The sequence below is a fragment of the Amycolatopsis sp. NPDC051106 genome (genome assembly GCF_040682775.1).
Classification (GTDB): Bacteria; Actinomycetota; Actinomycetes; order Mycobacteriales; family Pseudonocardiaceae; genus Amycolatopsis.
Map to the genome: position 1 here is coordinate 18,090 of NZ_JBFBBQ010000101.1, position 13,825 is coordinate 31,914.

12 protein-coding genes and 1 pseudogene are annotated in these 13,825 nt (G+C 70.2%); 4 read left to right on the top strand and 9 right to left on the bottom strand.

All coding sequences use genetic code 11. The features are described from left to right. Positions 1-11: 11 nt before the first annotated feature. Positions 12-3,179, bottom strand: a complete 3,168-nt coding sequence (locus AB0M83_RS41610) for a nitrate- and nitrite sensing domain-containing protein (RefSeq protein WP_364526243.1) — start codon at positions 3,177-3,179, stop codon at positions 12-14. A gap of 726 nt (positions 3,180-3,905) precedes the next feature. Between AB0M83_RS41610 and AB0M83_RS41615 the strand changes: the two genes are divergently transcribed. From AB0M83_RS41615 to AB0M83_RS41630, 4 genes are read left to right on the top strand one after another with little or no spacing between them, the layout of a single operon-like run. Further along, positions 3,906-4,913 (top strand): ABC transporter substrate-binding protein, encoded by a 1,008-nt coding sequence (locus tag AB0M83_RS41615; protein WP_364526222.1) that lies wholly within the window; start codon positions 3,906-3,908, stop codon positions 4,911-4,913. A 1-nt stretch (position 4,914) separates the two neighbouring features. Beyond that, positions 4,915-5,685 (top strand): ABC transporter permease, encoded by a 771-nt coding sequence (locus AB0M83_RS41620; RefSeq protein WP_364526224.1) that lies wholly within the window; start codon positions 4,915-4,917, stop codon positions 5,683-5,685. Next, on the top strand, positions 5,682-6,515 hold the full coding sequence (locus AB0M83_RS41625) for an ABC transporter permease (RefSeq protein WP_364526226.1): 834 nt from the start codon (positions 5,682-5,684) through the stop codon (positions 6,513-6,515). Before AB0M83_RS41620 ends, AB0M83_RS41625 begins: the two co-directional genes overlap by 4 nt. A gap of 19 nt (positions 6,516-6,534) precedes the next feature. Continuing rightward, entirely contained in the window at positions 6,535-7,410 is an 876-nt protein-coding gene (locus AB0M83_RS41630) for an ABC transporter ATP-binding protein (protein ID WP_364526228.1), read from the top strand. A 48-nt stretch (positions 7,411-7,458) separates the two neighbouring features. On the opposite strand, the gene AB0M83_RS41635 is transcribed toward AB0M83_RS41630, so the two are convergent. From AB0M83_RS41635 to AB0M83_RS41670, 8 genes and pseudogenes are all read right to left on the bottom strand, one after another. Further along, complete coding sequence (locus AB0M83_RS41635; RefSeq protein ID WP_364526230.1) at positions 7,459-7,683, bottom strand: hypothetical protein; 225 nt, start codon at positions 7,681-7,683, stop codon at positions 7,459-7,461. A 36-nt stretch (positions 7,684-7,719) separates the two neighbouring features. Continuing rightward, a complete protein-coding gene (gene mdlC, locus AB0M83_RS41640) occupies positions 7,720-9,306 on the bottom strand; it encodes a benzoylformate decarboxylase (RefSeq protein WP_364526231.1) in 1,587 nt (528 codons plus the stop codon). Between the two features lie 10 nt (positions 9,307-9,316). Next, complete coding sequence (locus tag AB0M83_RS41645) at positions 9,317-9,478, bottom strand: DUF397 domain-containing protein (RefSeq protein ID WP_364526233.1); 162 nt, start codon at positions 9,476-9,478, stop codon at positions 9,317-9,319. A gap of 1 nt (position 9,479) precedes the next feature. Continuing rightward, positions 9,480-10,043, bottom strand: coding sequence for a DUF5753 domain-containing protein (locus tag AB0M83_RS41650; protein WP_364526235.1), 564 nt, complete (start codon positions 10,041-10,043; stop codon positions 9,480-9,482). A gap of 118 nt (positions 10,044-10,161) precedes the next feature. Further along, positions 10,162-10,323: pseudogene (locus tag AB0M83_RS41655) on the bottom strand (helix-turn-helix transcriptional regulator); the annotation flags it as partial. An 81-nt stretch (positions 10,324-10,404) separates the two neighbouring features. Next, on the bottom strand, positions 10,405-12,051 hold the full coding sequence (locus AB0M83_RS41660; protein ID WP_364526237.1) for a S53 family serine peptidase: 1,647 nt from the start codon (positions 12,049-12,051) through the stop codon (positions 10,405-10,407). Between the two features lie 165 nt (positions 12,052-12,216). Next, on the bottom strand, positions 12,217-13,179 hold the full coding sequence (locus AB0M83_RS41665) for a hypothetical protein (protein WP_364526239.1): 963 nt from the start codon (positions 13,177-13,179) through the stop codon (positions 12,217-12,219). 41 nt (positions 13,180-13,220) lie between these two features. Further along, on the bottom strand, positions 13,221-13,433 hold the full coding sequence (locus AB0M83_RS41670; protein ID WP_364526241.1) for a hypothetical protein: 213 nt from the start codon (positions 13,431-13,433) through the stop codon (positions 13,221-13,223). Positions 13,434-13,825 lie beyond the last annotated feature (392 nt).

Here is a 13,825-nt window from a genome sequence, read left to right on the forward strand (position 1 = left end):
CCGTGTCACTTTCACTCCTCACTGCTGTCTGTGGTGTTGCCACGCCCCGGAACCCTGCTGCTTTCCAGCTGTTCTTCGGCCGGGAGCTCCTTCAACGCGTGCCGGCCCGAGGTGTAGCCCCGCTGGAAGCTTGCCATCCTGCTCCGCGCCGCGGACGCCGAGCGGGTGATCGCACCCTTTCCGGGCATGCCCGCGGTGTTGTCCGCGAAGTTGTTCTGCGCCGGTCCGTCGGCCGAAGGACTGTTGATCGACCCCGGCACCAGGTACGCGTTCGGGACGCGCTTGGGCAGCCCGGCCGTGGTGATCTCCTCGTTCTTGGCCTCCAGGAGCGACTGAGCCTTCTGCCAGCCGTCGTCGGAGGCGCTGTGCCAGCCGTCGTCGGGCGGGAGGAGCGGGTGCCGGGTCGCCGCGGTCGGCAGGAGCTCGTCCGCGACCGGCTCGCGCTCGTGGCGCCTGCTGACGGGCTCGGCGACGACGGTCCGCTCCGCCACCGGCTCGTCGGAGCCGGTGAGCGGCGGGAGGTTCGGGTCTTCACCCTCGCTCTGCGCCGGCACCGGATCGGCCGTCGCTTCGTCGCCTTCACTGAACCAGCGTGACAGCACCGACTGGTAGATCGGCAGCCGCCGGGTGGGTACATCGTCTTCGAGGGCCGACGAACCGACGTCCTCCGCGCGCGGCGGGGGCGGAGGCGGCTCCTCGGGCGGGACGTACTTCGGCTCGCGCTTCGGCAGGACCAGCGGCGCGAACTGCGTGTCGTTCGCCCTCGAGCTGGCGCCCTCACCGTTCGTCGACGGTGTCAGCGGTGCGAGGTCCTCGGCGGTCGGCCAGGCCGGCGCCTCGGGCTTCGGCAGCTCGGGCGACAGGAACGGGCCCGCCGCGCGGCCGCCGCTGACCAGGTCGTCGAGGCTGATCGGCTGGTCGAGCGGGACCAGCCCGCCCTGCTTCGCCACCGGTTCGTGCGCCGGCGGAGGCGGGGGCGGGGGCGGCGGTGCCGACGGCGGGACCGGCGTGTGCGCCTGCGTCTGGTCGTAGTCCGAACGCGCGGCCGGGATCGGGATGCTCGGCATCGACATCGACGTCTCGGACCGGTTCGGCGGCAGCGGGGTCTGCCGCGGCATGCCCGGGCGGAGCGGGGTGAGCAGCTCGGCCGGGACGACGACGCGGGCGATCACGCCACCCTCGATGTCCTCGTTCTCGCGCAGCCGCACCTCGATGCCGTGGCGCTTGGCCAGCCGCGAGACCACGTACAGGCCCATCCGGCGGGTCACCGACACGTCCAGGTCCGGCGGGTCGGCCAGGCGCGCGTTGACCTCGGCCAGCCGCTCCTCGCTCATGCCGACACCGTGGTCGGTGACCTGGATGGCCAGCGCCTTGCGGCGGGTCACCACGGCCCGCACGATGACCTTCGTCTCCGGCTCGGAGAAGTAGGTCGCGTTGTCGAGCAGCTCCGCGAGGACGTGCACGAGGTCGTGGATCGCCAGGCCCTGGACCGCGACGTCGGGCACGATGCCGACCTCGATCCGGGCGTACTGCTCGATCTCGGACACCGCGGCGCCGATGACGTCGGCGGCGGGCACCGGCTTGGGCACGGACTTGGCCAGGCCGGCGCCGGAGAGCACCAGCAGGGACTCACCGTTGCGCCGCAGCCGGGTGGCCAGGTGGTCGAGCTCGAACAGGCTCGCCAAGTGGTCCGGGTCCTGCTCGTCGGCCTCGAGGCGGTCGATGACGCCGAGCTGGCGTTCCACCAGCCGCTGCGACCGCCGGGAAAGGTTCACGAAGATGCCGTTGACGTTCTCGCGCAGGAGGGCCTGCTCGGCGGCCATCTTGACGGCTTGTTCGTGGACGATGTCGAACGACCGCGCGACCTCGCCGATCTCGTCGCGAGAGGTGACGGGGACGGGCTGGACGGCTCGCTTCGAGGCGCCGACCGGGTCCGGGTCGTCGAGGATCGCCTGCACGGTTTCGGGCAGCCGGGTGTACGCGATGTCCAGCGCGCTCTTCCGCAGGACCCGCAGCGGGCGCAGCATCAGGCGGGCGACGACGAGCATCAGCGCGATCGCGGCGGCCAGCGCGGCGAGCACGATGGCACCGCCGACCCAGGCCGAGTTGACCGCCGCCGTGGCGAGGTCGTCGGCGCGGGTCTTGAGCTGGGCCAGCAGGTTCGACTCGACCGCGTGCAGCTTGTCCGCCGAGACGGTGCTGTCCTTGCCGAGCGCCGTGGTGTCGATGCTCGGCGCCTGGTCCAGCTGGGCGAAGGAGAACGCCGCGGTCTGGATCCGGCGGCGGTCGTCGACCTCCGGGCCGGAGTAGGTGTCGTTGTAGAGCTGGCGCTGGTCGTCGTCGGCGTTCGCGAGGAAGGTCGCGACCGAGGCGTCCGCGCTGGAGGCCGACGCGCGCGTCTGGTCCAGGAGGTCGCCGGGGAAGGCCCCCCGGAACGCGGCGATCTGCAGCTCGGCGTCGGAGCGGGTGGTGAACTCCTTGGCCTCGCTGATCGCCTGCGTGCTCGTGCCGAGGCGCAGCACGTCCCGGTCGGTGACCGCGGTGGTCACCTCCCGGCCCAGCTCGATCAGCGCGTCGAGGATGCCGGAGTAGGCGGTCATCACCGTGATGTCGGGCAGGCCGTTCGCGGTGTTGAACGCCGCCCGCAGCGGGCGCAGGGCGTCGAGGCGCTGGATACCGCGGGCGTAGCGGTCCTTGGTCCCCTGGTCGTCGTAGCTGAGCGCCGACGCCGAGTTGCGCAGGTCGGTGACCTCGCGGTCGACCTTGGCGATCTGCGCGTCGAGGCCCGTCTGCAGCAGCGGGTTCGACGACGAGATCCGCGCGACGGCCAGCGAGCGCTCGTTCTGCAGCTCGTGCACCACCGTGGTGACCTTGACCGCGAACGCGACCTGGTCGGCGGTGTGCTGGAACTCGGTCGCTTCCTGGGCGTCGTCGACCACGCGCAGCGTGCCCAGCACGAGCGCCGTCAACGTCGGGATCAGGAGGATCGCGGCCAGCTTGGACCGCAGCCTCCAGTCGCGCATGCCGGCGAACAGCCCGGCTTTCCGGCCCGGAGCATCTCCGGGCGACTGCGCGGGGGGCCCTCCTACCCCCGCGGCGTCTTCGTTCGGCACCGCCGCACCACCATCATCGTTCGTGCTCGTGAAACCCTGGTCGGTCCAGCGCCCGCCAGGGCGCATCGCGTTCTCGTCAGCCACTCGTCAGCACGCTCCCGGCGGTCCGGCTCAACGGCCGATCGGTAGGAGCCCAGCGCGAGACGCTACCCGTACGGGTGAAAAGATCGTCTTCAGTGTCGGCGTTGGGGGTTCCTGAACCCCGTCCAGCCGGACGGAATCGGTTCAGCTCGAGCATCACGGTCCGGTCCCTGCGCTGGTCCTGCATCGGTCTGTTTCTCCGGCCTAGCCCGCCGGCACGGCGGCTGAGCCCGGCCAGGCAGTGGTCTCCGCGGGGGAGTTTCTCTCAGGAAAAGCACAGCGTGCCCTGGTAAACCGGGGATCGACTTGATCGGCCATCCAGGCACTCTCTCTCACTACATCGGAGGTTGATACCTCCCCGCAGGTGCAGAGGGTAGCGAACGCCCGGAGAAGATGTAACCCTCCCGACGCTTCGTGCACGATGTTGCACAGCGTTCGCTCAGCCGGCGCACAGCTGGTGATCTCTTAATCCGGAACTAGGTCCTACGCTGGGTGAACGCTTACGGCGAGTGGAGCAGTGGGTCTAGACCAGAGGCCAAAAGAGTGACGTGTGCCACCCGCTCGGGTATTGATCCCACCCGTTGTGAGCAGGCGGTCACCTTCTCTACAGTGGCCCGCGTACTCCCGAGAATGAGTTACGTACTTCCCCGGGATTCGGTCCACCAACCGTCAATTTTTTCACCCTAGGAGCAGGCCTTGCTTGGAAACGCCATGAGCAGTGGCCGGGTTCGCACTCGCCGCGCCGCGCTCGGGCTCGCCCTCACCGTCGCAGCCGCCACAGCCCTCACCGGCTGCAGTGCGCTCGGCTCGGACGACTCGAACGCCTCGTCGAACGGTGGCGGCCTGGAGAAGTCGAAGATCAAGGTCTCGATCATGCCGACGACCGACCTGGCGCCGTTCTGGCTGGCCCAGGACGGTGGCTACTTCAAGGCCGAAGGTCTCGAGGTCGAGCAGATCATCGCGCCGAGCGGGCAGGCGTCGATGACGAAGGCGATTTCCGGCGAAGCGGACATCGCACTCTCCACCTACACGCCGTTCTTCGTCGCCAAGAGCAAGGGCGCCGCGGACATCCAGCTCGTCGCCGACGGCACGTCGGTGAACGCGAAGAGCAACGCGATCGTGACGGTCCCCAACTCGACGGTCAAGACGGTCAAGGACCTCGAGGGCAAGCGGATCGCGATCACGGCCCTCAACACCGCGTCGGACATCCTCACCAAGTCGGTCATGAAGGACCACGGCGTCGACTCCAGCAAGGTCAACTGGGTCCCGATGCCGCTCCCGAACATGGCGGCGGCGCTGAAGGACAACCAGGTGGACGCGGCCTACATGCCGGAACCGCAGCTTTCGCAGGCGGCGAAGCTCGTCGGCGCGACGCCGGTCATCGACATCAACACCGGCGCCAGCCAGGACTTCCCGCTGACCGGCTACGGCTCGACGGCGAAGTGGGTCCAGGCGAACCCGAAGACCCTCGCGGCCTTCCAGCGCGCGATGAAGAAGGCCACCCTCGACGCGATCAACGACCGCGCGAAGGTCGAGCCGCTGCTGGTGAAGTACGCGAAGATCGACGAGGACACGGCCAAGCTGCTCACCCTGCCGGGTTACGGCTCCACCCTGGACGCCCGGCGCCTCCAGCGGGTGCCCGACCTGCTGCTCCAGATGGGTGTCATCACCAGCAAGGTCGACGCCGCCTCGATGATCGCGCCGCAGGCGACCAGCTGACGTGAAGAAACTGCTCCGCGGCCTGGCCGGTCTGGTCGGCTTCCTCCTGTTCTGGGAGGTCGTCGTCCAGGTCGGCCTGGTCAGTAAGACGTTCATCCCGCCGCCGAGCGTCGTCCTGGTCACCGTCGGGGACCTGCTGGGCGACGCCGACTTCATCCGCGACGTCATCGCGACCATGCTCGCCTGGCTGATCGCCATCCTCATCGCGATCGCCGTCGGCGTGCCCGCCGGGCTGCTGCTGGGGAGCGTCCCGGTGCTGCGCACCGCCACCGCCGCGATCGTCGAATTCCTCCGCCCGATCCCGGTCACCGCGCTCGTGCCGCTGGTGCTGCTGGTGATCGGCTCCGGCCCCGACGCGAAGATCACCCTCGCGGTGTACGCCTCGCTGTGGCCGATCATGTTCAACACCATCTACGGCATGGGCGAGATCGACCCGGTGCTGATGGAGACCGCGCGCGCGTGCGGGACCAGCCGGTTCCGCATCCTGTCGTCGGTCGCGCTGCCGCAGACCGCGCCGTTCGTCTTCACCGGCATCCGGCTGTCGGCGACCATCGCGCTGATCGCCGTCGTCAGCGTGGAGTTCCTGGCCGGTTCCGAAGTGGGACTCGGCAACTTCATCCTCGTCGCCAGCACCGGTTCGGTCCGGTTCGACCTGGTCCTGGCCGGTACCGTGGTCGCCGGGGTACTGGGGTACCTGATCAACGAAGGACTCGAGCTGGTGGGCAAGCGGCTGTTCCGCTGGAGCAGCGTCGACCGGGAGGCGATCGCGTGAGCACGGCGACTCTTTCCGGCCGGGTGGGCCGCCGGGCCGCCCGCGGTGCCGCCACCGTCGTCCGCAACTGGCTGCTCTTCGCGATCCTCGTGGTGGGCTGGGAGTTCGCCGCCCGCGCCGGCGGCAGCAAGTTCTTCCCGCCGCCGACGGAGATCGCGGCCGCCGCCGGGAAGCTGTGGTTCACCGGCCCCGCGTCGCACCTCTTCCTCACCGACGCCGTCTTCGACAACGTCTTCCCCAGCCTCGGCCGGATGCTCGGCGGCTGGGCGCTGGCCGCGGTCGTCGGTATCGCGCTGGGCCTGCTGGTCGGCCGGTCCGCGACGGCGATGGAGTACCTCGGCCCGCTGTTCGCGTTCTTCCGCTCGATCCCGCCGCCCACGCTGATCCCGGTGTTCGCGGTGCTGTTCGGCCTGAGCTCGGGCATGCAGATCGGGTCGATCATCTTCGGCGCGATCTGGCCGGTGCTGCTCAACGCGGTCGACGGCGTCCGCTCGGTCGACCAGGTGAAGGTGGAGACCTCGCGGTCCTTCCGCACGCCGAAGCGGTACTGGGTGGCGATGGTGGTGCTGCCCGCGGCGGCGCCGAAGATCTTCGCCGGGCTGCGGGTGAGCCTGTCGATCTCGCTGCTGCTGATGGTCGTCTCCGAGCTCGTCGGTGCGTACAACGGCATCGGGCGGGCGCTGATGAACGCCCAGCAGGACTTCGACTTCCCGCAGATGTGGTCGTGGCTGGTGCTGCTCGGCATCCTCGGCTACGTCTTCAACACGATCTTCCTGGCCGCGGAACGGCGGGTGCTGGCCTGGCAGCCGACCCGTCTCGGCCGCGACTGACGCGCGAAAGGCCTCTCCCATGTCAACCATGCTCGAAGTGTCCGGCCTCAGCCACCGCTACGGCTCGGGCGCGAAGGCGCACACCGCGGTGAACGACCTGTCGTTCACCGTCGAAGCCGGGCAGCTGGCCAGCATCGTCGGCCCGTCGGGCTGCGGGAAGTCGACCCTGCTGCGCTGCGTCGCCGGGCTGACCCCGCCGACCGAGGGCACGGTGAGCCTGCACGGCGACCGCGTCTCGGGCGTGCCGGACGACCTCGCCGTGGTGTTCCAGGACTACAGCCGTTCGCTCTTCCCGTGGCTGTCCGTGCAGAAGAACGTCGAGTTCCCGCTGCGCTGGCGGTCGATCTCCCGCGCGGAACGGCGTTCACGGGCGGCCGAGGCGCTGGAGCAGGTCGGGTTGTCCGCGGTGGGCGGCAAGTTCCCGTGGCAGCTGTCGGGCGGCATGCAGCAGCGGGTGTCGATCGCCCGCGCGCTGGCCAGCCGGCCGTCGCTGCTGCTGATGGACGAGCCGTTCGCGTCGGTCGACGCGCAGACGCGGTTCGAGCTCGAAGACCTGACCCGGCGCGTGCAGCGTGAGCAGGGCAGCACGATCCTGGTCGTCACGCACGACATCGACGAGAGCGTCTACCTGTCCGACCGGGTGCTGGTGCTGTCGAAGTCGCCGGCCTCGATCGTGGCGGACCTGCCCGTCGGCCTGCCGGCCGAGCGCAACCAGATCACCACCCGCGAGTCGGCGGAGTTCGTGACGCTGCGCGGCGAAGTGGCGCGGCTGCTGCACGGCGGTACTCCCGCTTCGCCGGAGCCGGCGGCCGCCGCCGCGGCCGCGTCGGACGCCGCCGAATGGGAGCTGGCCGAGGGGGCCAAGAACGTGACGAGGTCCAAGACCGGGAGCTGACGACCGCGAGAGCGTGGGGAAAACCGACGTCTCGGCGATGGTGGTGCGTCAGCGGTCCGCGGAGTCCGGGAACACGTAGTGCCGGTCGGTGCCCCGGTCGAACAGCCACCACTGCTCGACCGGGCCCGCGCAGGCGGGCAGCACCTCGATGACGACACCGTCGCCGAGCTGGAGGCGGAACCGCCCGGCCGGACCGGATTCCGCGCTCTCCACGAAGTAGCCGACGGCCTCGAACCGGTCGGTCAGCCGGCGCGCCTTGCGTTCGAACATCATGGTGCGGTCGCGGAAGGCTCTTCGGTTGTCGACAAGTCAGTAGATCTTCGTGTCCGACGGGGTGACTCGGATGTGCACCAGCGTCGGGCGCTTGTCGTCCAGCGCCGCCGTCAGGCCCGGGACCAGGCCCGACGGCTCGGTGATCGTCACGCCCTGGCAGCCCATGCTCGCCGCCAGCGCCGCGAAGTCGATGCCACCCAGCTGGGTGCCGGGGATCTTCTCGCCGCCGATCGCGTCGCCGAGGATGCGGACCGCCGCGTACTCCGTGTTGTCCATGATCAGGATCGTCACCGGGAGGTCCTGGCGCGCGGCCGTCCAGAGGGCCTGGATGCCGTACATGCTGGAGCCGTCGCCGACCACGCCGACGACCTTGCGGTCCGGCCGGGCGAGCGCCGCGCCGACCGCGCCCGGGACGCCGTAGCCGAGCGTGCCACTGGCCATCGTCAGGAAGCCGGTGTCGGTCTCGGTGATCGGCAGGTGGTCGTGCAGCACGCCGCGGTGGCTGGGCGTCTCCTCGACGACGATCGCGTTGTCCGGCAACAGGTCCGCGAGCGTCGAGTAGACGAGCTCACCGGTGAGCTTTTCGCCGCTGGGCTTCGCGGGACGCCGGAGCGGAGCGGGCGCGGGCCGCGTGCTCCGGTCGACGACGTTCAGCAGGGCGCGGACGCCGAGCTTCGGCGTCGCCCGGATGCCGGTGCCTTCGAAGGCGCGCGCGAGGATCTGCTCGTCGTCGCTGACGATGAACAGCGGCGGCATCCGCGCTTCGTCGCGCCCGCGGTCGACGTGGTAGGTGAAGGCGGGCGCCCCGAGCACGACGACGAGGTCGTGCTGCGCGAGCCGGTCGGAGATGGCGCCGCGCTCGGGGTCGAGGAAGCCTTGGAACAGCGGGTGGTTCTCGGGGAACGAGCAGCGGAACGACATCGGCGCGACCCAGACGCCGGCGTTGAGGCGTTCGGCGAGCGCGACGGTCTCCACGACGGCACCGTCCTGGTCGACGGCTCCCCCGACGACGATCCCCGGCCGTTCGGCGGCCGCGAGCGCGGCGGCGAGCTCGTCGATCGCCTCGGGATCCGGCGCGAAGCCGCGGATGCGGGGCCGGGCGATGACGGACCGCTCGGTGGTGACGGTCCAGTCGTCGGCCGGCACGGACACGAAGACCGGCCCGGACGGCGCCTGCGTCGCGACGTGGTAGGCCCGCGAGAGCGCGGCCGGGACGTCCTCGGCGGTGGCGGGCTCGATCGACCACTTGACGTACGGCTTGGGGAAGTCGGGCGCGTCCATCGCCCCGAGGAAGGGATCGTGCGGCAGGAGCGCGCGGTTCTGCTGCCCGGCGACGACGATCAGCGGCGTCCGGTTGCGGTAGGCGTTGAAGAGGCTGCCGAGCCCGTGCCCGACCCCGCCCGCGGAGTGCAGGTTGACGAGAACGGCCCGGCGCGTGGCCTGCGCGTAGGCATCGGCCATCGCCACGACGGCGGACTCCTGCAGGCCGAGGACGTAGTCGAAGTCGTCCGGCCAGTCGGTGAGGAACGGGACCTCGGTGGTGCCGGGGTTGCCGAACACCGTGGTGAGGCCGAGTTCGCGGAGGAGTTCGCGGGTGGCGTCCAGCACCGTGCGCTTGTTCATGCCCACCAGACTAATGCTTAGTCTTGCGAAGGAAAGCCCCCCAAGCGGCCGCACTGAAGACGATCGTCCCGCCGGGACGGTCCTTGGTGTCACGAACCCGCGACACCGGGCCGAGCGAGACCTCGACGCAGTTGGTTTCGTCGGTGTAGCTCGACTTGCGCCACTCAGGCATCTCACTCCAGTTCGGCGATCACCCCCTGGATGAGTGCGAGCGACTCCCGCTCACCCAGCGCCAGGCCCGACAGGGTTTGCGCGGCCGCCCGGAAGGCGGCCACGTGATCTCCATCGTAGACGTGGGAACTGCCCCGCAGGTGCTCGATGTGGACCACCGGCGGGAGGTGGGCGAAGCCGAAGATCACGAAGTGCCCGAACAGCCCCGGATGGTAGGCCGCATCCCTGGGCACCACGCGGATGCTGCTGGTGCGCGGCTGCGCCGCGCGCACCAGCAGCCGCAGCTGCTCTGCCATCACCGCGGGTTCGGCGATGGGACGGCGGAGAGCTTCTTCGCCGAGGAAGAGCTGGAGCGCCAACGGATCGCGACGGGTGAGCACCTCCCGCCGCCGCAGGCGGATCGCCACCTCCTGCTCGACCATCCGCGGTGGGAGCCGGTGGGATTCCAGGATGGCTTCGGCATAACCGGGAACCTGGAGGAGACCCGGCACCACGAAGGGTTCCCAGTCGACCATCTCCGTCGCCGTGCGCTCGTACTCGACATACGTCGACAAGGCCGGCGACACTCCGGGGAACCGTGCGCTCGAGCCAGTTGGGCTCCTTCGCGCACTCCGCCAGCTCGAGCAACCGCTCGCGCTCCACCGGCTCCACCCGCATCGCCCCGAGCAGCAACCCCACCTGTTCCGCCCTCGGTACCCGAGTTCCGCTCTCCCAGTGCGACAGCACCTGCGGCGCGACGTCGACGACCCTCGCCAGCTCGCGTAGGCCCAGCCCGCGCGCCGTCCTCATCGCGCGGAGGCCCAACCCCAGTGCGCGGGACCTCGGTGTCGCTACCAGTGCTGCCATGTGCGCAGTGTGTCACCGGGCACCGACAAAAACGGGAACCGGGGCTGTCGCACCGATGCGACAGCCCCGGCCCCCACCACCTCAGCCGATCAGGCCCGACAAGCCGCTCCCCTTGAAGGAACCCCAGCCCGTCACCTGGTCATACCCGGTTCCCGCGCTGAAACCGGTCGTGCCGTGCAGGGTGTTGTTGCCCGTCGTCACGTCGTGGAAGCCCGTGCCGTACGAGGACCCGTTGCCGATCGAGTAGAACTTCGGGTTCAGGTTGCCCAGCCCGCCGCCGTGGACCTGGTTCTGCAGCGTCGCGAACGCCGCCCACAGCGGGGCCGCGCCCGACGTGCCCCACACCGTCTCCCACGAACCCGCCGTGTAGATGTAGTAGCCCGAGCCGCTCGCCGCGTCGGCCGAGACGTCCGGGACCTTGCGGTACGTCGTGCTCTGCGAGGACTGCCACGACGGCGCCGTGAACACCGTCGACATGCCGCCGCCCGTCGAGCCGTTGGACGCGCCGTCGTTCCACGCCTTCTCGCTGCTGTACGCGTTCGAGGACGTCACCGTCAGCTGCGTGCCACCGACGCCCGTCACGTTCGGGCTCGACGCCGGGAAGTCCACGGCCTTCGCCGTCGAACCCGTCTGGCGGTAGCAGTCGGTCGTGCCGTCGTCCCCTGCGGCCGCGAAGTACGAGATGCCCTCTGCGGTGCCCGTAGCGATCGCGTTGCTGACGCTCTTCGCCGCGCTCGACCCCTCCGCGGATTCACAGGCGCCCCAAGAGATCGAGACGACGTTCACCGTGTGGTCCGACGCGATCTTCTGGTACATCGCCAGTTCGCCGGCGCTGCTGTTCGGCGCCTCGTACACGTAGTCGCTCGCCGCGGCCGCCAGCGCGTGCACCACCTCGATGTCGAGCTCGACCTCGATCTGGCCGTCGCCGGGCGCCGAGTCGTAGTTCGCGCCGCTGACCGGAACCGTGGTCACCGAGCCCGCCGAAAGGCCGTACGTGCTGTCGTACTTGGTGATGTCGGACTTCTGGTAGCCGTCGAACTCGACGAAGCCGACCTTCACGCCGCTGCCGGTCGCCGCGAGACCGCTGGTGCCGTAAGCGGTCTTGAGCACCGGCGGGGTCACGGCCTTGATGACGTTCGGCTTGGCCACGGCCTGCGCGTGCGTCCGCAGGGCGTGGTTGTCCAGGCCGACGACGTTGCCGACGACGCTCGAGACGTCCGCCGGCACGGTCGGTGCGGCGTCGTTGGCGAAGAAGTCCCGGCCGGACACCTGGTCGTGGTAGGTGCCGATCCGGGTGTGGAACGCCGCTTCGAGCTGGTCCGCCGAGCCGGTGAACGTGACGGCCTGCCGGTTGCCGGAAACCTCGATCCCGGTGGCGCCCGCTTTCTCGAGGAATGAGACGGCCTTGCCGACGTCGGCCTGGGTCGGGCCGAACTCGGCATTGAACTGCGCCGGGGTCAGAAAGTGGTGGTATTGCGGTGAAGCCGGGTTCTGGACGTCGGCGAGGAACTTTTCCAGCGCCTGCTGGTTGTGCAGTTTCAGGGACAGCGCCGCGGTGATCCGCTGCCCGCCGGCGACGTCGCCGGTACGGGCGCTGCTGACGAGCGGGGCGGCGTTGTCGGCCAGGGTGACCAGGGGTTCCGTCGCGGCGGCGGCGGGGACGACCACGGCGAGGCCGAGCAACGCCGGCAGCGGCACGGCGGCCGCGACGAGCTTGCGCAAGCGCATGGGGAATTTCCTCTCGGCGGTGGGGACCGGGCCTGCGCGGAATGCTCGCCGCAGGTTGCCGAGAAGCATAAGAAATCGCTGTCACGCCGAGGAACCTACTTTTGGCTGCCCTTTCGCGGTGCCCTTTTCGGTTTCCGCGCCGTTTACCTTTCCATGGCCAGTCGATTAGCGTCCGGAATGCCCGAGATCGTCGAGGCGGTCGACGATCTCCCTTGCGTCCGCATTGCCGGAAAAGCGGCGGGCCGCCGCGGACAGCGAGCGCAGCCGCTGCCGCGTCCGCGGTGACCGCAGGGCGGCCGCCAGCTCGATCGCCTCTTCGCCGACGGCGGTGGCGACGTCGAGGTCGCCGTCCAGCGCGTGCACGGTGGCGAGCCAGATCAAGGTCAGCGAGCGGCTGCGCGTCATGCCCGTGCCGTACCCGGCGATCGCGTCGGTGAGCGCGGGAATGCCGTCGCGGCCGTGCCGGATGTCGACCACCTGGGCCAGCTCGCCGTGCACCGTGCCGGCCATCGCCGCCAGGTCGGTGGCCCCGAAGAACGCGTCCCACGGCGAAGGCTCGCGCCCCTCGGCTTCCGCGAACTCCTCGCGGGCGCGGCGCAGGTAGGTCAGTGCCTCGGTGACGTCGGCCTTCTTGGCGTGCGCCCACGCCTGGTTGGCCGACAGGATCGCCTGCGCGAGTTTGGAATGCGCCTGCAGGGCGGCCTCCCGTCCGCGCGCGAACTCCTCCAGCGCCGCGTCGACGGCGCCGTAGTGCAGGTGCAGCCGCCCGATGCGGTACCGGACGTTGGCCTGGAGATCATCGTTCTCGGCCCGCGTGGCGAGCTCCAGCGCCCGCCGGAACGCGGCCAGCGCGGCGGCCGGGCGGTCCTGGTCGAAGTTCGTCCAGCCGGCCAGGTTGTACAGGTCGGCGACGGCGGTGCAGAGCCGCGCCTGGACGACGGTCTTGGTCACGCCTTCCAGCAGCGCGACGGCCGCGAGCAGGCGCGACTCGACGGCCGCCCGGCAGGCACCCCCGCCGTAGCGGTAGTCCAGGCTCCTGAGCTCGGCGACGACGTCCTCGAGCCGGCGCACGTCGGCGAGACCCACGTGTGCGCGACGCTGGTCGTCGCGCCCTCCGCTGCCGTCCATGGCAGCCCTCCGTCCGTCGGGAGCCGCCGGGCAGCTCCCGTTCATTCCCCGCCCGGCTGGGCCGGAGCTCGCTCCTTCGGGAGACTGGCGCCGGGCAGTACCCCGGCGGCGGTCAGCACCACGCCCGTGGCGGTTTCCGCGATCTTGACGGCGGCCAGCAGGCCGGTGAGGGCGAGCGAGCCGCCGAGCCCCAGCTTCGCGAACTCGTCTTCGGAGGCCCCCGCCGCGCGTTGCCGCGGCATCGCGCCGGTCACGATTCGGCCTTCCGGCTCGTTCCGGGCACACTCGGGCGATACCCGCGGGGAACCAGCCGCTCGCGAGCGAAAGAAATCAACCGGATGGTGGACATCCTGGTTTCTCGATGGCTTCTCATCGAATTGACCGCGAACTGAATACGCGCGCCCACAGCGCAACCTCCTGCACATTCCAAAAAGGGACGACACCGGGGGCTGGAGTGTCAGATTCGTCGGGCCGGTCACACCGGGCGACACGAACTTCCTCCACGATAACCAGCAGGTGGCGACCCTTCAGCCGCCAACCAGGTCAAATCGAGGGGTGGGGGGGGGGGGCCCCCCCCCCCCCCCCCCCCCCCCCCCCCCCCGGCCGCCGGCCCCATTTAAACGCACCGCACACCCTATAACGCCAA

Excerpts from the sequence above, each read along its gene's own strand:
- AB0M83_RS41635 (WP_364526230.1), bottom strand. The coding sequence starts at position 7,683 with ATGATGTTCGAACGCAAGGCGCGCCGGCTGACCGACCGGTTCGAGGCC.
- AB0M83_RS41610 (WP_364526243.1), bottom strand. The coding sequence starts at position 3,179 with ATGCGCCCTGGCGGGCGCTGGACCGACCAGGGTTTCACGAGCACGAAC.
- AB0M83_RS41645 (WP_364526233.1), bottom strand. The coding sequence starts at position 9,478 with ATGCCTGAGTGGCGCAAGTCGAGCTACACCGACGAAACCAACTGCGTC.
- AB0M83_RS41630 (WP_364526228.1), top strand. The coding sequence starts at position 6,535 with ATGTCAACCATGCTCGAAGTGTCCGGCCTCAGCCACCGCTACGGCTCG.
- AB0M83_RS41660 (WP_364526237.1), bottom strand. The coding sequence starts at position 12,051 with ATGCGCTTGCGCAAGCTCGTCGCGGCCGCCGTGCCGCTGCCGGCGTTG.
- AB0M83_RS41665 (WP_364526239.1), bottom strand. The coding sequence starts at position 13,179 with ATGGACGGCAGCGGAGGGCGCGACGACCAGCGTCGCGCACACGTGGGT.
- mdlC (WP_364526231.1), bottom strand. The coding sequence starts at position 9,306 with ATGAACAAGCGCACGGTGCTGGACGCCACCCGCGAACTCCTCCGCGAA.
- AB0M83_RS41615 (WP_364526222.1), top strand. The coding sequence starts at position 3,906 with ATGAGCAGTGGCCGGGTTCGCACTCGCCGCGCCGCGCTCGGGCTCGCC.